The sequence below is a fragment of the Agrobacterium sp. GW821-FHT02D03 genome, assembly GCF_059421725.1.
This window is the reverse complement of the sequence record NZ_JBWKVN010000001.1, coordinates 285,887-307,112: the sequence shown is the minus strand read 5'-3', so window position 1 is coordinate 307,112 and position 21,226 is coordinate 285,887. Positions and strand designations below refer to the sequence as shown.

Annotated in this window: 12 protein-coding genes; 3 read left to right on the top strand and 9 right to left on the bottom strand. The window is 61.2% G+C overall.

Annotation, left to right across the window (positions count from 1 at the left end):
• The first annotated feature begins 209 nt into the window (after window positions 1-209).
• Window positions 210-869, top strand: a complete 660-nt coding sequence (locus tag AC07U5_RS01410) for a YggS family pyridoxal phosphate-dependent enzyme (RefSeq protein WP_494722098.1) — start codon at window positions 210-212, stop codon at window positions 867-869.
• Between the two features lie 89 nt (window positions 870-958).
• On the opposite strand, the gene AC07U5_RS01405 is transcribed toward AC07U5_RS01410, so the two are convergent.
• Window positions 959-9,451, bottom strand: coding sequence for a GH36-type glycosyl hydrolase domain-containing protein (locus AC07U5_RS01405; RefSeq protein WP_494722097.1), 8,493 nt, complete (start codon window positions 9,449-9,451; stop codon window positions 959-961).
• 592 nt (window positions 9,452-10,043) lie between these two features.
• Between AC07U5_RS01405 and AC07U5_RS01400 the strand changes: the two genes are divergently transcribed.
• Entirely contained in the window at window positions 10,044-11,183 is a 1,140-nt protein-coding gene (locus tag AC07U5_RS01400; RefSeq protein ID WP_494723237.1) for a M20 aminoacylase family protein, read from the top strand.
• A 2-nt stretch (window positions 11,184-11,185) separates the two neighbouring features.
• Here AC07U5_RS01400 and cobM read toward each other — a convergent pair whose 3' ends face one another.
• Genes cobM through cbiE form a run of 3 tightly spaced genes read right to left on the bottom strand, consistent with a single transcriptional unit; the run spans window position 11,186 to window position 13,586 of the window.
• Window positions 11,186-11,950, bottom strand: coding sequence for a precorrin-4 C(11)-methyltransferase (gene cobM, locus AC07U5_RS01395; protein ID WP_494722096.1), 765 nt, complete (start codon window positions 11,948-11,950; stop codon window positions 11,186-11,188).
• Window positions 11,947-12,324, bottom strand: coding sequence for a cobalamin biosynthesis protein (locus AC07U5_RS01390; RefSeq protein ID WP_494722095.1), 378 nt, complete (start codon window positions 12,322-12,324; stop codon window positions 11,947-11,949). Before AC07U5_RS01390 ends, cobM begins: the two co-directional genes overlap by 4 nt.
• Window positions 12,321-13,586: a precorrin-6y C5,15-methyltransferase (decarboxylating) subunit CbiE gene (gene cbiE, locus AC07U5_RS01385; RefSeq protein ID WP_494722094.1), complete on the bottom strand. Its 1,266-nt coding sequence runs from the start codon at window positions 13,584-13,586 to the stop codon at window positions 12,321-12,323. The genes AC07U5_RS01390 and cbiE overlap by 4 nt, the downstream gene beginning before the upstream one ends.
• Between cbiE and AC07U5_RS01380 the strand changes: the two genes are divergently transcribed.
• Window positions 13,585-14,364: a cobalt-precorrin-6A reductase gene (locus AC07U5_RS01380; RefSeq protein WP_494722093.1), complete on the top strand. Its 780-nt coding sequence runs from the start codon at window positions 13,585-13,587 to the stop codon at window positions 14,362-14,364. The genes cbiE and AC07U5_RS01380 overlap by 2 nt on opposite strands.
• On the opposite strand, the gene AC07U5_RS01375 is transcribed toward AC07U5_RS01380, so the two are convergent.
• Genes AC07U5_RS01375 through cobN form a run of 5 tightly spaced genes read right to left on the bottom strand, consistent with a single transcriptional unit; the run spans window position 14,331 to window position 21,223 of the window.
• Complete coding sequence (locus tag AC07U5_RS01375; RefSeq protein ID WP_494722092.1) at window positions 14,331-15,104, bottom strand: precorrin-3B C(17)-methyltransferase; 774 nt, start codon at window positions 15,102-15,104, stop codon at window positions 14,331-14,333. The two genes, AC07U5_RS01380 and AC07U5_RS01375, sit on opposite strands and share 34 nt — an antisense overlap.
• Complete coding sequence (locus tag AC07U5_RS01370) at window positions 15,101-15,880, bottom strand: precorrin-2 C(20)-methyltransferase (protein WP_062444537.1); 780 nt, start codon at window positions 15,878-15,880, stop codon at window positions 15,101-15,103. The genes AC07U5_RS01375 and AC07U5_RS01370 overlap by 4 nt, the downstream gene beginning before the upstream one ends.
• Complete coding sequence (locus tag AC07U5_RS01365; RefSeq protein WP_130978465.1) at window positions 15,877-16,509, bottom strand: precorrin-8X methylmutase; 633 nt, start codon at window positions 16,507-16,509, stop codon at window positions 15,877-15,879. Before AC07U5_RS01365 ends, AC07U5_RS01370 begins: the two co-directional genes overlap by 4 nt.
• Window positions 16,506-17,879 carry a precorrin-3B synthase gene (cobG, locus tag AC07U5_RS01360; RefSeq protein ID WP_494722091.1) on the bottom strand — a complete coding sequence of 458 codons (1,374 nt, stop codon included), beginning with the start codon at window positions 17,877-17,879 and terminating at the stop codon, window positions 16,506-16,508. The genes AC07U5_RS01365 and cobG overlap by 4 nt, the downstream gene beginning before the upstream one ends.
• Window positions 17,876-21,223 (bottom strand): cobaltochelatase subunit CobN, encoded by a 3,348-nt coding sequence (cobN, locus tag AC07U5_RS01355; protein WP_494722090.1) that lies wholly within the window; start codon window positions 21,221-21,223, stop codon window positions 17,876-17,878. The genes cobG and cobN overlap by 4 nt, the downstream gene beginning before the upstream one ends.
• Window positions 21,224-21,226 lie beyond the last annotated feature (3 nt).

Sequence of the window (21,226 nt, the reverse complement as noted above, 5' to 3'; positions counted from 1 at the left end):
GCAAACTTGGAATACAGCGCTTAAATGGTGACAATCATGCTTGGCATCAAGCGCCACCCGCTTTAGAGCGCCGTGCGTCCTATTGGACGCACAAAGGACGCTCTATCTTCTTTGATCGACGCATCGTGCTTTCCGAAAATCGATTTCGATTTTCGGGCCGATGCTGTAGGACGAGCAGATCATCGTTTGAGATAGAACAGAGGCCTCCCATGGATATCGAAGCCCGTCTTGCCGACATCACGGAGCGGATTGCCAACACAGCCGAAAAGGCGGGCCGAAAGGCCGCCGATGTCACTCTGGTTGCCGTGTCGAAAACCTTCGATGGTGACGCCATTCAGCCGGTCATCGATTGCGGCCAGCGCGTTTTTGGCGAAAACCGCGTCCAGGAAGCGCAAGGCAAATGGCCGGCACTGAAGGAGAAGACCCCGGATATCGAGCTTCATCTGATCGGCCCGCTGCAATCCAACAAGGCAGCAGACGCCGTGGCAATGTTCGACGTGATCGAAAGCGTCGATCGCGAGAAGATCGCCCGCGTGCTTGCAGACGAATGCAGTAAGCAGGGCAAGGCGCTTCGCTTTTACGTGCAGGTCAATACCGGGCTGGAGCCGCAAAAGGCAGGGCTCGATCCGCGTGAGACCGCAGCTTTCGTCAAGCTCTGCCGCGATGAGCTGAAGCTGACCGTTGAAGGCCTGATGTGCATTCCGCCAGCCGACGAGAACCCGGGCCCACATTTTGCGCTGCTGGCAAAGCTCGCCACGGAATGCGGCGTGGAAAAGCTCTCCATGGGCATGTCCGGCGATTTCGAGACGGCAATCGAATTCGGTGCCACCAGCGTGCGCGTCGGCTCGGCTCTGTTTGGCGCACGCTGACACCGACAACGCTCTCCAAGAACGAGAAAGCCACGGCGCTTGCAGCGCCGTGGCTTTTTATTTGAAGAGCCCTTCGAGCCTTATCCCGTTCAGTCGAACGGGATGGCGCGATCTGTGCTTTTCACCGGTTTACCGTCGATCGTGACAGCGATATCCGACGAGCCTGCGGTGCGCTTGACCGAGACGTCACGGGCAGTGCCGTCGATCGTCACCTGGACGGAGAAACCATCCCAGGCTTCCGGCAGCGACGGCGCGATGTGTAGCTTGCCGCCGTGACGGGTGATGCCGAGGATGCCTTCGACCGCCGCACGGTAGAGCAGGCCGGCAGAGCCCGTGTACCAGCTCCAGCCGCCGCGACCGGCATAGGCGTTTTCGCCATAGACATCCGCCGTCACTACATAGGGCTCGACACGGTAGGTCTCGGACGCCTCGCGATTGAGCGCATGGTTGACGGGGCTCAGCATCGAGAAGCACTTCCATGCATCCTCGCTGCGTCCGAGCTTGGCAAGCGCCAGCACCACCCACGTTGCGGCATGGGTATACTGACCGCCATTTTCACGAACGCCCGGCGGATATCCCTTGATGTAGCCGGGATTGTGAGGCGTGCGGCTGAAAGCCGGGGTGAAGAGGCGGATGATGCCGAGATCCTCGTCCACCAGCTTGCTCATCACCGCATTCATGGCCTGCTGCGAACGATCGGCCTCGCCTTCGCCGGAAAGCACGCTCCAGCTCTGGCCGAGCGAATCGATCTGGCACTCCTCGCTGGAGGAAGAACCGAGCGGCGTGTCGTCGTCGAAATAGCCACGACGGTAATAGTCGCCGTCCCAGCCCGCTGTTTCGAGTGCCGCACGCAGCTTGTCGCGATGCGTCTTCCACCGTTCGACGCGGTCGAGATCGCGGCGTTCTTCGGCGATGGCAATGAAGTCGCGCAGCGTACCGGCCAGGAACCAGCCCAACCAGACGCTGGTGCCCTTGCCACCGATACCAACGAGGTTCATGCCGTCGTTCCAGTCACCGCCGAGCATCAACGGAAGACCGTTTTCGCCGGTGCGATGGATGGCAAGATCAAGCGCCAGCGCCACATGCTCGTAGAGGCTTCCCGTCTTCTCGCTCGTTTCCGGTTGGAAGAAGGCGTCATGCTGGCCCGGCATCAGGGCCGCACCCTTGAGGAACGGAATATCCTCCTCGAGGATCGCCTTGTCGCCGGTGGTGGCGAGGTACTGGTAGGTGGCATAGGCAAGCCACACCACGTCGTCGGAGATCGTGGTGCGAACACCGGCACCGGTCAGCGGCAACCACCAATGCTGGACGTCACCTTCGACGAACTGACGACCGGCAGCGCGGATGATCTGCGCTCGGGCAAGATCCGGCTGGTAGAGCAGGAAGGCAAGCGTATCCTGCAACTGGTCGCGGAAGCCGAAGGCACCGCTTGACTGGTAGAAAGCCGTACGTGCCAGGATGCGGCACGAGAAGGCCTGGTAAGGCAGCCAGGTGTTGACCAGGTGATTGAAGCCGGCATCCGGCGTCGAGACCTGCAACTGGCCAGTAAAGCCCTTCCAGAAATCCTTGTTGGCCTGGAGCACCGTGTCGAAATCCGCGCTGCGGATATCCTTCACCAGTGCGCGCGCTTCATCCACCGTATCGGCATCGCCGAGATAGAAGAGCACATGGCGTTCTTCACCGGGCTTCAGATGAACTTCCTGCATCAATGCCGCACAGGGCGCGCCATCGAGCTCCGTGCCGCCGGAAAGAGCAGCGCCCGTGACCACCGCCTGCGGGGCATGGATCGTGCCGAAGCGGCCGATGAATTCCCGTTTGCTGGTGGTGAAGCTGGTCGATGGCCCATCAAGCGACAGGAACGACGTTCTCTCATTATAGTCGATGCTATAGGGGTTAGAGGCAAAGAGCGCCCCGGTGTCCTCATCAAGACTGCTGAGAATGAACGGCGCAGACTTCTGGGCATTATTGCCCAGCACCCATTCGACATAACCATAGGTCTTCAGGCGGCGGTTTTGCGTACCGACGTTGCGGATCGTCAGGCGCGAGAGCTTCACCGGCTTCTCGCGGTCCACCGTCTGCGTCACCTCGATATCGAGACCGTCATCCACGCTGCGGAAAGTGGAGTAGCCGAGGCCGTGACGGGCTTCGAAGACGGCTTCCGAATTACGGCCGATGGCTGCGAATGGCGAGTGGATCTTTCCGCTTTCGGCGTCGGCGACATAGATCGCCTCACCTGGGCGGTTGGTGACCGGGTCATTCGTCCACGGCGTCAACTGGTAGTCGCGCGAATTGCGGCTCCAGGTAAAGCCGGCGCCTTCTGCCGAGATATGGAAGCCAAATTTCTCGTTGGAGATGACGTTGATCCACGGATGCGGCGTCGCCTGGCCACGGTTGAGCCGGACGACATATTCGCGGCCATCCTTGGTAAAGCCACCAAAGCCGTTCCAGAAATCGAGATCGTTGGTGTCCTCGACTGGATCGGCAACCGGATAGGCCGGCGCGGGCACGCGGGCAAGAGCCGTATTGGCGCTATCCGGTCCACGATTGGCGGCAAACAGCGACACGGCGCGGTTGACCTGGTCGACGATCTTGCCGTTGCGGACGTGAAGCACGACGCGCGAGGCGGCAAGAAGGGCTGCCCAGGTTTCCTCATCCATCAGGTCGCGGCGCACCGAGAAGACGTGCGGGCGACCGCCATCTGCCGGGTTGATGCGGCGCTGCGCCTCGGAAATATGATCCAGCGCATGCTGCATGTCCTGTGCATAGGATGCTGCGCGTTCATTGACGATGACGAGATCGAAGATCACACCACGCGAGCGCAGATATTCATGCGCGCTCAACGCCTCACGGACGATATCCATGTCCATGTCGTCATTGATGCGCAGCGCAAAGATCGGGAAGTCGCCGGAGATGGCGAGCGACCAGAGCGAACGTTGCGAGGCAAGCCCGGTCTTGAGCGTCTCGGCATCGGCACGCAGATGCATGTCCGGATAGACGAGATAACGGCCGAGATGCTGGAAGGCTGCTGCCTGCTGCGAGGTGACGCCCACATGGCGCATCTGCACCTGGGTGCGCGTCCACGCATGAACGAGTTCATGGGCAAAGGCATCCGGATGGCGGTAACGATCGATCGCCTTGTCGACATCCTCACGGCCAGGGGCCGCGATCGTCCAGAAGATCACGCTGACCTTCTTGCCCGCAGGCACGCGAACGACGCGGCGCAGCGACAGGATTGGATCAAGCGTGAAGCCATCCGAATTGGAGAGCGAGGCACCCTGATCGAAGGCTGCCGCTTCCGCAAGGGTACGGCCGCGACCGATGAACTTGGCACGATCGGTTTCGTACTCGGTCGCACGCGACGAGCCGGCATTGTCTGCCGCCAGATGGGCGATGATGGTGCCGGGTTCGCTTGGCGAGCGCTTGTTGCGCCATGCGCGGATGACGTCCCCACGCTTGCCGATCTCCGTCTGCACGAACATGCGTGAGAAGAGCGGATGAGCGTTGTCGTCATCTTCCTTGCCGATGACCGGCTCGAGGTAGGACGTCACTTCGATGAAGCGATCTTCGGTACCGACGTTCAGAAGCGTGATGCGACGGCCTTCGGCATCATGCTCGGTGGCAACGATGCACTCCACCACGCTCTGCAGATCGCCCACGGTTTTGTGGAATTCCGCGCGGTCGTCCATGAAGACGGTCTTGGTCGTCTCGCCTTCGGCGACACGGGGTTCGGCTGTCGCACTCCACCATTGTCCGGTCGTGGTATCGCGCAGGAACAGGAACGTGCCCCAGCGGTCTTCCGTCGGATCGGCCTTCCAGCGGGACACCGCCTGGCCGTTCCACTTGGAATAACCGGCACCGGTTGCCGTCAGCATCGTCGAGTAGTGCCCATTCGACAGGAACACCACGTCGCGGTCGCGGATGGCGGGATCGGTGACGGTGCGGATTTCGGCCCGCAGCAGATCGGCCTGTTCCTTGCCGGGTGTTTCCGGTTCGTACTTGGCGCTCATCACTGGCACTTCGCGCGGTGCCTTTTCCTGCAGCAAAAGTTCGGCTGCTTCGATCACCGGATCGGCGTGGAAGAGTTCACGCAGGAAACCGTCGAAGGCGACGTTGGCGACAGCCGCAATCGACATGCCATGGTGGTGGGCATAGTAGTTATAGACGACAGCGCAGACCTTGCCATCCGGCACGCGGGTCGGCGTGAAGTCGACGGCATCATGGAAGCCGTAGCGACCAAGCGCGCCGAGTTTGCGCAGCTTTTCGAGGTTTTCGAGGGCTGCATCCGGGTCGTACTGCGCCGCCAGGATCGAGGCGTAAGGCGCAATGACCGCGTTCTGACCAAGACCACGCTTGAGGCCGAGCGTCGGTACACCGAAGTTGGTGTACTGGTAGTTCATATTATGGTCGCGGGCATTGAAGGCCGCTTCCGAGATACCCCACGGTGTGCCAAGGCGACGACCATGGTTGATCTGTTCGCGAACGATCAGGTTGTTGGTCTGGTTGAGAATACCGCCCTGACGCTCCTGCATGACGAGCGGCGGCATCAGATACTCAAACATCGAACCCGACCAAGAGACCAGCGCACCCTGGGCGCCGATCGGCACGACCTGACGGCCGAGACGATACCAGTGCTCCGTCGGCAGATCGCCCTTGGCAATGGCAAAGAGCGAGGTCAGACGGCATTCGGAAGCAAGCAAGTCGTAGCAGGCTTCGTCCAGCTCCTGGCTTTCCACGCGGTAACCGATGGAAAGCAGGCGACGATCCTTGCGATAGAGGAAGCCGAAATCCATGGAGAAGGCGAGATCGCGGCTGCGATCACGAAGCGAGGCGAGCCGTTCACGAAGCGAATCGATGGTCGAGTGATCAAAGGCGCTATCGGAAATATGCGCCTCGCAGCAATCCACCAGCATCTGTGCCCAGCGCGTCATTTCCGCGCTCTGCTCGGACTTCACTTCCAGATCGAGATTGGCGGCGAGCTTCTGGATATCGCGCGCCAGGACAGCGAGGTTGATGACGCGGATGGAGGCAAACTCATGCTCGCGCTTGACGGAAGCGAGCGCGTTGGAGAAGCCGATGATGCGCTCTTCCAAGCGACGATGCAGCGGACGCAGGTTCTTGCGATCGTCCGGCAGTTCTTTCAGGCTTTCGCGGACGATGCCGGCGACATCGCCGATACCATCGAGATTGCCCTGAAGATGTGCAGACGGTGCCTCCGCCCACTGGCGGCAGGCAGACGAAATCGCGATCAGATGTCCGGCAAGGTTGCCGCTATCGACCGCAGAGACGTAGCGGGGGCCAAGCGTCTGAAGCGTATCGGTGTGGTACCAGTTGTAAAGGTGACCGCGATACTTCTCCATCTTCTCGACCGTCTCGATGGTCTTTTCCAGACGCTCGATCGTGTCGGAGAAGCTGATCCAGCCGAACTGCCGGGCAGAAATCGTCGACAGCAGATAGACACCGATATTGGTCGGCGATGTACGGCTGGCAACGACCGGCGTCGGCGTTTCCTGGAAATTGTCCGGTGGCAGATAGTTTTCGTCCTTGTTGACGAACATCTCGTAGTAACGCCACGTGCGCCGCGCGATCTTTCTGAACTCGCTCGACACATGTTCGGAGACGAACATCCGGTCTTCGGTTTCCGCCGACTGGCTGACATACCAGGCAACCACAGGCGAGAAGACCCACAGAAGCGCAAACGGAATGCCGACGAGGAAGGCGTTATCGCCGGGAAGCGCTGCAAAGAGCAGGCCAAGCAGGGCTACGACAGGAGCATGCCACATCTGCTTGTAATAATCGAAGACGCTGCCCTGCGCGCTGGACTGAATGCTGGCAGCCGTGCGCCATTCCAACATCAGCTTGCGGCTGACGAAGAGGCGATAGAGCGAACGTGCGATGGCATCCGCCATCATGCAGGCGCCATCGGCAATGAAGACGATGCGAAGCGCGACCTGCGCATTGGTGGCGCGGATTTCCGACCAGATCGTATGGAAATGCGCTTGTGGCACGATATCGGTCGAACGCGGAACGAGGCCGGAGAGCAGCGAGATCGTCGGCGCAACGAAGAGCGAGAAGATCAGCAGGATCTGCCAGATCAACGCGCCGAACGGGTCCATGAAGTACCAGCCGAGAACCGAGGCGACGAACCACGCAATCGGGGTCAGCGAGCGACGCAGGTTGTCGATCATCTTCCAGCGGCCAAGCGCGGTCACGCCGCGTGCCGGATCGAGAATGTAAGGAAGCAGCTGCCAGTCGCCACGCGCCCAGCGATGCTGACGCGAGACTTCGACCTCGTAGCGGGTCGGGAAGTCTTCGACGAGTTCAACGTCGGTCACCAGGGCGCAACGCGCGAACGAACCTTCGAGAAGGTCGTGCGACAGAACGGCATTTTCATCGATCCGCCCCTTGAGAGCCTTTTCGAAAGCGTCGACGTCGTAAAGGCCCTTACCGGTGAACGAACCTTCTGCGGTTAGGTCCTGATAGACATCCGACACGGTGAAGACATAAGGATCGATACCACGGCTGATCGAGAAGACGCGCTGGAACACCGACGCATCCTTGCCGGTCGTCAGCGACGGGGTTACGCGCGGCTGCAACAGACCATAGCCATGGATCACGCGGCCGGTTTCCGGCTCGTGGACCGGGCGGTTGATCGGGTGGTGCATCTTGCCGACCAGCTTGGTAACCGCGTCGCGCATCAGGCGCGTATCGGCATCGAGCGTCATGACGTATTTGACGTCCTTCGGCACCGTATTGGCACCATTGAGGAAGGTCGTGTCCTTGTCGCCGCGAAGCAGCAGGTTCAGTTCATGCAGCTTGCCGCGCTTGCGCTCCCAGCCCATCCAGCAACCTTCGGACGGATTGTAGATGCGGCGGCGGTGAAGCAGGAAGAAGCGGGTCTTGCCGTCGAAGGCGTAGCGCGCAGACAGCGTCGCCACTTCGCGCTTGGCATATTCCAGAAGCTCGACATCCTCGGTGGTTTGCTCCTGCTGCGCGTCACGCCAGTCGCTGATCAGCGAGAAGTAAATCTCGCCATGCGGGTTGGCGAGATAGTGGACTTCGAGATTGCGGATCATTTCATCAACCGCATCGCGGCTGGTGATCATGCAGGGCACGGCAACCAGCGTGCGCGCATCTTCGGGAATTCCGTTCTTGAATTCGTAACCGACAAGGCGGAACGGTTTGACGAAGAAGGTCACAAGCGTGTTGAAGAGGCCCGTGGCACCTTCGGACGCCGGAAGCGCGAACATCAGCAGGAATGCGCTGACCACATACCAGGGCATGCCGGCTTCAGCCAGGAACCAGCCGACCGCCAGCATGGCAATCGCCGTCAGGACCAGAACCGGGACGGCCACGGCAAGCCAGTTGAACCGGCGCATGGTGCGCACCACACGCTGCGCAAACAACGGGTTATAGCCGATGCGCTGCTCCAGCTCCTTGCGGCGCTGACCGACGAGGAACGCGCCGACATTCGGCTGATGCGGATAGGCATCCTTGGAATTGGCAGCTTCCGCCACCATGTCGACGGCAAGCTGGGCCACTTCGACTTCGGTTTTGGGAGAGCGGCGCGCCAGGAGTTCGACATTGTTGCGGTAGGTGTTGCGCGAGCCAAAATCGAGCGTTTCGTAATCGGTCTGCTCACGCAGAACCTTGTCGATATGGCTGACATCTTCAAACCAGACGGACCATTCGGTATCGTCGATCTCGCGCAGGCTCCTGACGATGTTGCCCATCGTCACATTGCCGGATGCCAGGCGATTATGCTCCGCCATCATCACGTTTTCGGCGTCGGTGCCGACGCTGTGGAGGCGTTCTTCAAGCCAGTTCAGAGCGAAGTTCGAGGTCTGCGAACCGTTCTTCAGGCGATAGAGGAACTGGGTCGCGAATGTCGGATCGTCCACCAAAGGGTCGATCTGCTTGAGAAATTCCGCCGATGGCTCGGCATCGTTGAGGCGGATGATCTCGTCCACTACCTCATTGGCCTTGTGACGCATACGACGCGAGCGCTCCACACGAATGGAGATGCGGCGCAGGTTCTCGATCAGCACAAAGCGCAGGAAGGACGGCAGCGCCCAGATTTCACCGATCTGCAATGTCTTGTGGGTCTGGAAACCTTCGACAAGCGCAGTCAGGCTTTCGCGCGACACCGTGCTGTGCGTATGGGCGACGTAGAGCCAGGCCAGCGCCAGCGCACGCGGGGCCTCGGCATTGCCGACCCGCATCGTCGGCAGCTGGCGATAGAATTTCTTCGGAAAGTCGCGGCGGACTTCCTGGATCGCCTCTTCAATCACATAGTGGTTGTCGAGCAGCCATTCCGCAGCCGGCGTAATCGTCAGGCCATTTTCCGAATCCACCGCTGTGGTGCGATAGACGCGCAGAATCTCCTTCTCGTTTTCGCGGTGGCGCGCGAAGAAGTCGAATTCCATAAAGCCTGGGAGGGCAGGGGAGCCGGATTGAGACAGGTCCGATCCGCAAGCTTTTAGCTCGTCTATATTGAAATAGACGGACCGGATCGAGTCGTTGTGATCGATCTGCTTGGTTTCGGAATCACGGGCGGCGGCGGGCGGCGTTATATGAAATGACATCGGCTCGTATTCTGGACCCTGAGTGAAGTGCTTTAGGCTAGTCTTTAACCCTTAACTGTTTCAGAGTTCTCATCGAGAGTGAAACAATGTGGCAAGCTTTATTTCGCGCTGATCCTGAACCTTTGCTGAACCACCGCGAACCAGCACACGGTAGCGAGGCACAATCTTACCGCCCGACATGGTGAAATCGGGGCGTGCGTATTTCAGTATATAATATCAATAGTTTCTCGAGAATGGATCGTCACGCGAGAGTGTCTCACGCCGGTGCCGGACATTTCGCAAACTCCTCCGCGCGAAATTGTCCCTGCCTTCCCTGAAATCTCCCCATACCTGCTTGGCATTCGTCTTCCTGAACTGATGTGACCAGAAGGTTTTGAATGTTTCAAGGCATTTTCAGTTCCATGCCATCTGTTTCATCGCTGCGCAAGACGACAAATCCTGACGGACGACGACGTGGCCTTATCAAGAGCGCGCGATATTGCTATCCATGCTGCTTGAAGAACGTCTCCGGCAGCTCGTCTGCTGCGACAAAGCTACGGAACAGCACAGCATGACCCTACACCCCGTCACCTTGTCCTCATCGTCGAACGTCATGGAAGAGGTGGTTGAAATCCGCCGCTATCTGCATCGCAATCCGGAGATCGGCCTGTCCGAATTCAAGACCTCCGACTTCGTTGCAGGACGCCTGGCGGAGATGGGTTATGAGGTAACACGGGGCTTGGCCGGCACTGGCGTCGTCGCGACCTTGCGCAACGGCACGAGCAACCGCAGCGTCGGCATCCGCGCCGACATCGATGCCCTGCCGATCGACGAGGAAACCGGCGCGCACTATGCAAGCGAAACCCCCGGCATGATGCATGCCTGCGGCCATGACGGCCACACGGCGATGCTGCTGGGTGCCGCAAAGATCATCGCCGAGCGCCGCAACTTCGACGGCACGATCCATCTGATCTTCCAGCCGGCGGAAGAGAATTTCGGTGGGGCGCGCATCATGATCGAGGATGGCCTCTTCGACCGCTTCCCCTGTGATGCGGTCTTTGCCCTGCACAACGATCCGAGCCAGCCCTTCGGCCATTTCGTCCTGCGCGACGGCCCGGTCATGGCGGCAGTGGATGAGTGTAAGATCACAGTCAACGGTTATGGCGGCCATGGGGCGGAGCCGCAAAGCGCCTCGGACCCGATCGTTGCCGGCGCCAGCATTATCATGGCGTTGCAAACGGTGGTGTCGCGCAACGTGCATCCGCTGATGCCGGCGGTGGTCACTGTCGGTGCCTTTCACGGCGGCAAGGCCAGCAATGTCATTCCCGAGACGGCGGAAATGCTGCTCACCATCCGTTCCTTCGATCCGGAAGCCCGCGACGAATTGGAAAAGCGCATTCGTATGATCGCCGAAGGTCAGGCGGCCAGCTATGGCATGAGCGTGACACTGGAGTATGAGCGCGGCTACAGCCCGACAGTCAACCACAAGGCGGAAACCGATTACGTTAGAGCGCTTGCAACGCGCTTTGCCGGTGCCGACAAGGTTCTGGAAATGGAACGCCCGACCATGGGGGCAGAAGACTTCGCCTATATGCTGGAAAAGCGCCCCGGCTCTTATTTCTTCCTTGGCACGAAGCGCACCGACAACGATCCGCCGCTGCACCACCCGAAATTCGACTTCAACGACGACATCATCCCGATCGGCACCGCCTTCTGGGTCGAGCTTGCAGAAGATTTCCTGAAGGCGAGTTGAGACTAGTCGGCAGATGGTGTTCTGAACCGCCGAACATAGTCGGTGCTGTAGAGCGCGCTTTCGCGAAAATCGGACGAGGCAAGACCCTTGCCGACAAAGATCATCGCAGTGCGCTCGACCGGCTCTTCCGCGAGGCGGGAGACGATGTCGGACAGCGTGCCGGAGATGACGCGCTCTTCCGGCCAGGAGGCGCGCACGACGATGGCGACCGGGCAATCGGCACCGTAGAGCGGCGTCAATTCCTCGACCACCTGACCGATGGCGTGGATCGCAAGATGAATGGCAAGCGTCGCACCCGTCGCGCCGAAAGCCTTGAGGTTTTCGCTCTCCGGCATTTTCGACGCCCGACCGGAAATGCGTGTGAGCACCAGGCTCTGTGCCACCTCCGGCACAGTGAGCTCTTTCTTCAACGTGGCGGCCGCGGCGGCAAAGGATGGCACGCCCGGGGTGACGGTGTAGTCGAGCCCCAGCCGCTCAAGACGGCGGATCTGTTCGCCCATCGCGCTCCAGACGGAAAGATCGCCGGAATGCAACCGCGCCACGTCCTTGCCTTCTTGGGCAGCAGCAACGAACTCCGCCTCGATTTCATCCAAAGACAAGGCCGCCGTATCGACGATGCGCGCACCGTCCGGGCAGTAGTCGAGCAGCGCTTTTGGCACCAGCGAACCGGCATAGAGGCAGACGGGCGAAGCAGCGATCAGATCGCGTCCGCGCAGCGTGATGAGATCTGCGGCACCGGGGCCAGCGCCAATGAAGTGAACCGTCATATCTTGTCTCCAGAGGTGGCGAAGGCCACGGTAATATCGCCGACCACCATGCGCGGCGCGATCAGTCTCGACGCTTCACCAAGCGCGGCCAGCGCCGATGCCTCGCTGACGCTGGGTGAGCCAGCATGTTTTGAACTCAATGCGGATCGGGTCAGCGTCCGAGCGGCGGCAGCGTCGAAATCGGCCTGCGCCACCACGACAAAAGCCATACCCAGCCGGGTCGCCGCCTCCAGCAGGGCTGGTTCATCGGCCTTGATGGGTGCGGTTGCCACGAAGGCAAATGAAACCTTGTGGTCGGCAGATGCCCGCTCAAGCGCAGCCATCACCGCCTCCGGGCTCACACCCTTGCGGCACCCGACGCCAGCGACGATCACGGCACATCCTTCGGTTTGAACCAGGCCCACTGCGTGACGGGCATCGCCGCACGCCAGCCCTGCATCTGCCCGACAGGCGATGCACGCGCCACCTCAAGCCGGATCAGAGAGCCGCCGAGTCGTGATTGAGCGGAAAGCAGCATAGCCTCCATTTCCAGCGTCACGGCATTGGCAACCAGCCGCCCGCCCGGCTTCAAGGCGTTGATTGCGCCCTCTAAAACCCCGGCCTCGCTGCCGCCGCCGCCGATGAAGATGGCGTCGGGGGTTGGCAGGCCTTCGAAAGCGTCAGGTGCCGTGCCAATCACCACATCAAGACCAGGCACGCCAAAGGCTTCAGCATTGCGCATGGCGCGCTCTGCCCGCTCTATATTCTGCTCGATGCCGATGGCCCGCAGCGACGGGTGCGAGAGCATCCATTCGATGCCGATCGAGCCCGATCCAGCACCGATGTCCCACAGCAGCTCACCATGGCGAGGCGCAAGCGAAGACAGCGTCACAGCGCGGATCTCGCGCTTCGTCATTTGCCCATCATGTTCGAACAGCGCGTCGTCCAGCCCGCTGGCGAAGGTAAGGATTCGTGCCGCTTCATCCGCAACGACTTCGATTGCGACCACATTGAGCGGATCGACATCCGCGAAGGCAAAGTCCCGTGCCGTCGTCGTGCGGGCGTTTTCGCGCGTGCCGCCAAGTGCTTCGAGCAGATGGAAGATCGACCTGCCAAAACCCGCCTCCTTGAGAAGGCTGGCAATCAGCGCCGGGCCGCTGGCATCGGATGTCAGCGCGATGATCTTCGCGCCAGCATGAAGATGCGGCCGGATGAGGTCAATGGAACGTCCATGCAGGGAAATGCAGGCGGTATCCTGCAAGGCCCAGCCCAGACGCGATGCGGCAAGCGAGATGGAGGAGGGAGCAGGGTAGGTGATCACCTCTATCGGATCGACCAGCCGCAACAGGGTGACACCGACACCGTGGAAGAAAGGATCACCGGACGCGAGGACGCAGACGTTGCGGCCAGAGAGGGCGACGACCTCGGCCATGCCAACGTCGAAGGGCACGGGCCAGGGTCGCGCTTCGCCCGTGATCGCATCGGAGGCAAGCTCAAGATGGCGTTTGCCGCCGAAGACGACCTCGGCCGCCTCGATCGCGCGACGAGCGTTCTCAGCCAGCCCGGCAAGACCATCCTCCCCGATACCAACGATGGAGAGCCATGGCGCAGGTTTTTTGCTAGCAGTGGCAGATGTTCCGGCATATTCACGAACCATGACACGCTCCATCCTCATTCTCGGCGGCACGGCGGATGCCCGCATTCTGGCTGGAAAGCTTGCCGATGAATCCGGCTACCGAATTTTGCTGTCCATGGCGGGCCGCACGAAGGACCCGGTCAAGCAGCCCGTCCCGATGCGCGTCGGCGGCTTTGGCGGCGCAGAGGGCCTTGCGTGCTATATTGCCGAGGAAGGGTTCGATCTGCTGGTCGATGCGACGCACCCGTATGCGGCGCGCATTTCCGCCAATGCCGTAAGGGCTGCTGATATAGCAGGCATGCCCATGGTCAGACTGTCGCGCCCGGCTTGGGTTGCCCGGGAGGGCGACCATTGGCTGAACGTTGGAAGCGTCGAGGAAGCGGTCACCGCACTTGGTCCCATCAGCACAAACGCTTTTCTGGCGCTTGGCCGACAGGAGCTCCTGCCCTTTGAAACCGCGCCTCAGCACCGCTATCTGATCCGCAGCGTCGATCCGGTAGAACCGCCGCTTGAAGTTCCGAATGCGCGGTACATCACGGCGCGTGGACCCTTTGCGCTTGCCGATGAGATCGACATGTTGAAGGGCAACGGCATCGAGGTGATCGTCTCGAAAAACTCCGGCGGTACGGCCGCCTATGCGAAGATTGAAGCGGCCCGCGCGCTTGGCATTCCTGTGATCATGATCGACCGTCCCGCTCAACCACAGGCCGATGCGGCGAGCGTTGTGGTGCCGGATATCGAGACTGCGCTGTCCGCAATCCGCCATCAGCTTTCCCTTCTGGAAAAGCGCGGCGAATAGACCAGCGACGGCTGGCCTTCGCGCTCGATGATCCGCGTTTCGACCGATCCAACGATGATACAGGTCGACATATCGGCCATATCGCTCTGCGCTTCGGCCAAAGGCACGACCCGCATGTGCTCATCCGCACGACCGGCCGCGCGCCCGAAGATGACGGGCACGGAGCCCGGCAGATTCGCCCGCAGCACATCGAATGCCGTCGCCAGTTGATGCGGTCTTGCCTTGCTGACAGGATTGTAGAAGGCCATGACGAAACCGGCTTCAGCCGCGGCCACCAGCCGCTTTTCGATCAGCGACCATGGTTTGAGATTGTCGGAGAGCGAAATGGCGCAAAAATCATGACCGAGGGGCGCGCCTGCCCTTGCCGCGACAGCCAGCATGGCGGTGACGCCGGGCACAACCGAAAAGTCGATGTCGCGCCATTCGGCAGGGCCGTTCTCAATCGCCTCGCAGACCGCAGCCGCCATGGCGAAGACGCCCGGATCGCCGCCTGAGACGACGCAGACCTTTCCGCCAGAAGCGGCCAATGTCAGCGCTGCCTCCGCGCGTGAAATTTCCTCGCGATTATCCGACGCGTGACGCCGTTGGTCTGGGCGCAGCGACAGTCTGTCGAGATAGGGAATATAGCCGAAGAAATCCTCTGCCGCGTCTACCGCTGCCAGTGCCTCCGGCGTGATCTGTGACAGATTCCCGGGCCCGAGGCCGACGACCGTCAGCCGTCCGGTGGAGGACGGGCTCACGCAATCTCTCCCGCTGGACGATCCTTCCAGCCAGGCACCAGAACCAGAGAGAAATAAGGGGCAGGCGATTCATCGCGCTCGATCAATCGAATGGCGTGGCCATTCGCCATGGTGCCGCGCTCGACATAGAGCGCGCCTTCCAGCTTGCCCGCTTTCTCCAACGCACGGCGAATCTTCGGCAGATTGCGACCGACCTTCATGATGACAGCACCATCCGTGCCGGAGAGCCGCTCGAAAAGCGCATCCTCGCCAAGTGTGCCCGGAAGGACGCTCAAGATGTCGTCACCCTGCACGAGCGGCAGTCCTGTCATCGACCAGCAGCCGGACATGGCGGTAATGCCCGCAACGACTTCCGCCGGATAGTTGGGCGCAAGCCGCAAATGCAGATGCATGTAGGAACCGTAAAAGAGCGGATCGCCTTCCGACAGAACCGCAACGGTGCGACCCGCATCCAGATGGACGGCGATGTCGCGTGCCGATTGATCGAAGAAGGCGGCAATTGCGCCGCGATAGTCATCGCCGTTCTTGTCGCTTTCCACCGTGACCGGATAGACGAGCGGCATTTCCAGCGTGCCGGGCCGGATGAAGCTTTCGACGATGCCGCGGCCATTGCCCTTGCTGCCGCGCTTGCAGAAAAAGGCAAGCACGTCTGCCGTTTCGATGGCGCGCACGGCCTTTAGCGTCAGAAGATCGGGATCGCCGGGGCCGGTGCCGACACCGATGACCTTGCCCTTCAATGCCTTTTCAGGTGCCGGATCGTAAAGGGCAGCGCTCATAGGCCCGCCCTCGCAACGGCGTTGACGGCAGCCGCCGTCATCGCAGAGCCGCCCATCCGGCCTTTGACGATGGCATAGGGAATGCCGAGCGTGCTTTCTTCCAGCGCATCCTTGGATTCCATCGCTCCGACGAAACCGACCGGCATGCCGATGATGGCTGCCGGACGAGGGGCGCCTCTTTCCAGCATTTCCAAGAGATAGAACAGCGCTGTCGGCGCATTGCCGATGGCAACCAGAGCGCCGTCAAGGTGATCGGCCCAGAGATCGAGGGCCGCCGCGGACCGGGTGTTGCCGATGGATTTCGCCAGCTCCGGCGTACGCGGATCGCGCAGCGTGCAGATAACGGCATTGCCAGACGCCAGACGCGCCCGTGTGACGCCATGCGCCACCATTTCCGCATCACACAAAATCGGCTTTCCCGCTGCGAGCGCGCCACGCGCAGCGGAAACGAAATCGTCGGAAAAGCGAAAGTGCCGCGCTGCCTCCACCTGGCCGCAGGCATGGATCATGCGAATGGCAATATCCGCCTGTTCGGGCGTGAAGGCGGTAAGATCCGCTTCCTCACGGATGATCGCAAAGGAGCGCTCATAGATCGCATCGCCACTGCGGATATAGTCGTAAGTCGTCATGTCTCGTCCTGTCGGAGCGCCGCGACAATCCTGTCCTTGCCCAATCGGACAAGCAAGCTGCGGGCATTTTCTCCGGGCTTATGTTCTTTTTCATAAAGGCGGGCAAGCCTGGAAAGGCTGGACTTTTGCTGATCGATGGTCAGCTGCGCATCGGGAAGGGCTGAAGCCTTGGCCTGATAGCCGAAGGAAAAACCTTCCGACGTGCCGGAAAAGGCAAGGAGCGCAGGCGCGGGATGGGCGCAGCCTTTGCCGCAACCGGAAAGATGTAAGGTGAAGGAGCCGTCGAGCATCGTGCCGCACTCTTTGGCTGCGAACTCGGCGAGCGCTCGAACCGGAGCATAAGCCGATGCGCAGGATGGCGCACCCGCGCAAACTGCTATTGCGGTCCGAGGGTCATTGTCGCTGACGATGAGACCCGCCGTCTCGGCGTAATCCATAAGCGCCGCGCATGCGTGGTGACGCCCAAGCGCATAGAGCCCGTGCGACGGACCAGGCCGGATGGACTGAACGCCGAGATCGACCGCAATCTTGCACAGCACAGACAGCGCTTCCGATGTGATCTGCCCGAAAGCCGGGGCGATAACGGCGACGCAGAGACGATCGCTGAGGGTCCACAGTCTGCGCTCGTCGGTTTGCTTCGGTATCCCGACGTCATGCGTTGGGACGCGGACGTCTGATGCGATCGGCATGAGACGATCTCCGCAGACATCTCGCGCAATCGCGATATCCAGATCGCGCCCGCGCGCATCCGGGCCTTGCTCCGCCAGATGACTGAGGAGGTCGATCACGCAATCCGCGGCATCTTCCGTTCGCACGGCGCCTGCGAGCAGCGCCTTCTCTTCCGTACCGCCCAGCATCAACAGCCAGAGTATGGCGCCGTCCCGCTGGACCGCTTTGAGCCTGATATCGGCGAGCAGCCCACCCATCGGAGCCACACCACCGCCATCGACGATGACCGACATCTTCGCGGCCAGCTTCGTATCGAGATCAAGCACCCTGGCCTTTTGGCTGATGAGTTCAAGGATCGGTGCAGGATTGGCGACTTCGCTGTCGTCCATCCCGGCAATCGGTGAGGCTTCCACAGCAAGCCCCTGCCGCAGTGGCAGCTGGAGCGCCAGCACATCATGCTCCAGTTCAACAGCGCTTTCGGCTGTCAATCCGCGAAATTGAAGGCTGCCGCGAGCGGTCACATCCAGAAGCCCATTGCCGTGGCGGCGGGCGAGATCGCCGAGACGGTCGAGATCGCTTGACGACAGCGGAGCGGTAAAGGCCACGCGCGACAACAGTCCATCGCCCGTCTGCATGGGGGCGGAGAGAGCAGGGCAGACGCCTCTGCGAGAAAAGGGCTGGACCGGGGCGAGCGGGTTCATGCAGAGACCCTCTCGGACGAGCGCGGAGCGATCAGCATTTCCAGTTCAGCATCCACGGCGTTGCGACGGCTGTGCCAAAGGTTGCGGTGGCGTGCAGACAGGAAGCGTTCCGCCATCAATTCCGCAGCCTTGGGGTTTTCCCGCAAAATGAAATCGCGCACCTCTTCATTGCCGAAATAGGCATCGTAGAGCGCTTCGATCAGCGACGAGGAAACAGCTTGTGTGGTTTCGGCAAAGCCGATCAGCCGATCGACGGTTTCTGCAAATTCAGCCGCGCCGCGTGGACCGTGGCGCATCTGTCCGGCGATGAAGCGCGGATTGACGGCACGGGCTCGCACCACGCGGGTGATTGCCTGGGCGATGGAGCGCGCACGCGGCCGGGCAGGATCGGTCGTATCCAGCGCCACCACGTCAGCCGCCTGTCCGAGCTTTGCCTTGGCGGCGGCAAAGCCGCCAATGAAGGCGACGTCGGACGAACCGTCCAGAAGATCACGGCCCGGATCGTCGCCGGTATGAACCAGAAGTTCGGCGCGTTCGACTTGGGCAGCAAAGCCTGAATCGGAAAGGATCGACAGGCCATCTGCCCCGCCAAAGGCGTGGCTGGCCGCGTCCAGATAGGCTTGGCCAAGCTCCTCCCGTTCATCCCAATCGCCGCTTGCCAAGGCCTCTTCGATGCCGGCGCCATAGGTGCCAGGAGCCGAGCCAAAAATGCGTGCCGGAACATGACCGAGAGAGGCCGTTTCCTCCGCCAAGGGATTGTCGCCTGGAGACTCTTCGCGTGAAGCAATCGTCCTTGCCGCCGCATCGAGAAGGGCAATCAAAGGCGGGAACATATCGCGGAACAGCCCCGAAATGCGGAAGGTCACGTCCACCCGCGGGCGTCCGAGCTTGGCCGGCGGCAAAACTTCGATGCCGTTCACCCTGCCGGTCGCCTGATCGTAGATCGGACGCGCACCCATCAGATGCAGTGCCTGACCGACATCTTCGCCGCCATTGCGCAACGACGCGGAACCCCAGAGATCGAAAACCAGATGCCGCGGCCAGTCGCCATGGCTTTGCAGGTGATGACGGAGCACCTCTTCGCCCGCTGCCTTCCCAAGCTCGAAGGCCGTCGGCGTTGGCATGGTGCGTGGATCGGCGGCATAGAGATTGCGCCCGGTCGGCAGCACATCCAGTCGTCCGCGTGCGGGTGCACCCGAGGGGCCCGGCACGATATGATGACCATCCAGCGCCGCCAGTAGTGCTGCCTTTTCTTGAGCAGCACTTTCACGCCTCAAGGAATCCGGCTCATCACTCGCGCAGCGCCCGAAGACGTGCTGGCCGTCCTTGATGGCAAAATCCTTCAGGTCGCACAGAAAGGCATCGATTCGGGTGAGTGCTGAATCCGCATCCTCTTCCACGCCGATACCGGCGTCGGCAGCAAGTCCCGTCTCGAAAGCCTTCTCGACAATCAGCTTTGCCAGACGGTCGCGGCGACGGCGATCAAGCCCATCGGCCTGGGCATATTCGTCGACCAGTTGTTCAAGCGCTGCCTGCTCCGGCGAAAGACCGGCGGAAACAAGTACGGGGGGAATGTGCCCGATCGTCACCGCAGCGATCCGTCGCTTGGCGACGGCAGCCTCACCCGGATTGGACACGATGAAGGGGTAGATGACCGGCAGGGATCCGGTCACGATTTCGGGAAAACAGGTCTGTGACAGAGCGACCGTCTTGCCCGGAAGCCATTCCAGCGTGCCGTGAGCGCCGACATGGATGATCGCATGCGCATCGAAATCCTGCTGCATCCACGCACCGAAAGCCGCAAGCGCGTGGCGCGGCGGCAAGGCCGGATCGTGATAATCCACCCGCCTGTCGGCTTGGCGCCCGCGGTCTGGCGCAAGCGCGACGACGACGGAACCGAAGCGGGCGGCGCGGAAGCGAAAGGCCTGATCAACGATAGCTTCATCGTCAGCGGCATCGCCCCAGGCCGAAGCCATTCCAGCGCGCGCCTGTTCTGGAAGCGCGTCGAAATAGGTTCGGTATCGGATGAGAGGAAGAGCGGCCGTCTCCGTCTCGATCCGATCCAGAAGCTCCCGAGGGGTGGCCGGAATATCGCCGACCGCATAACCCGAACCCTGCAGATCGCGCAGCATCTCCAGCACGCTTTGCGGTACGTCGAGACCCACGGCATAGCCCGTGCGACCGGGTGCGGCACCGGGATAATCCGGCATCAGGACGACAAGACGTCTTTCCTCGGTCATAGCCTGCGTCAACCGAAGGAAGGCGGCTATACGACGAGCGACCTGCTCGACCCGGTCCGGCTCGGGAGCATTGATCAGCGCCTGGCGCCCGGCAGGATCGGCCTGTTTGAAGGAGATCGCACCCGCGAGAATACGTCCATCGAGTTCCGGCAAGACCACATGCATGGCGAGGTCGGATGGATTGAGGCCCTGCATGTTTTCTGTCCAGCCATCACGCCGTGTCGTGGCCATGATCACCTGAAACACCGGCACGCCCAGCCGGTCGAACAGGCTCTTGCCGTCCTGATCCGTCTGGCTGGCAAAGGCAGTGGCTGCGACGATGGCTGCGGGTTTCAGCGGTACCAGTGCGTCCTCGAGAAATCGGATCGCGCCGCCATCCTTCAGGCCGCTGACAAAGATCGGCAGAGGCGCGAAACCGCGGGATTTCAGCGCCTCGAAGAGCGCATCAATCGGCGCAACATCGGCAGCCAGAAGCATGGAACGGTAGAAAAGAATGGGAAGTCTTGGAGCTTCGGGGACAAAAGCCGCGAGGGCGTCATCCACATGGACGGCGCCAAGACCCGGGAGATAGAAGCCGGATTTCGGCAGCGGTTCCGGCGTGAAGCCAGGCCAGACATTGGTTTTAGCAAAGGCGGCAAGGCCTTCTGAAAGGCGACGCATGTTCTGCGGGCCGCCTTCGCGAAAGAAAGAGAGGATCGAGGCGAGCCACGTCTGGTCGATTGTGGATTGCGCCTCGAGCTTTTCGTCGCGCTCGCTGCACTCACCGGGCAGAAGCAGGAGCTTGATGCCGCGCCTGCGTGCCATCATCGCCAACTGATCGACGCCGTAGCGCCAGCGGTCCGCCCCACCCAGAATCCGGATAAGGATAAGTTTGGCATGTTCCGCCGTCTTTTCGATCCAAAGGTCGACGGACATGGGATGTCGAAGGTCGGAAAGATTGGCGACGCTGAGCGAAACGCCTGAGTCGTCGGGCCAGGCGCGCTGCAGACCTGCAAGGTCGCTGGACGAGAAAGACAGCACCACCACATCCGCCTGGGGCTGGTTGAGATCAACCGGCTCGATCAGGTCGTCCAGCGACGAAGATGTGGTGGCGAGTATATGCATGAT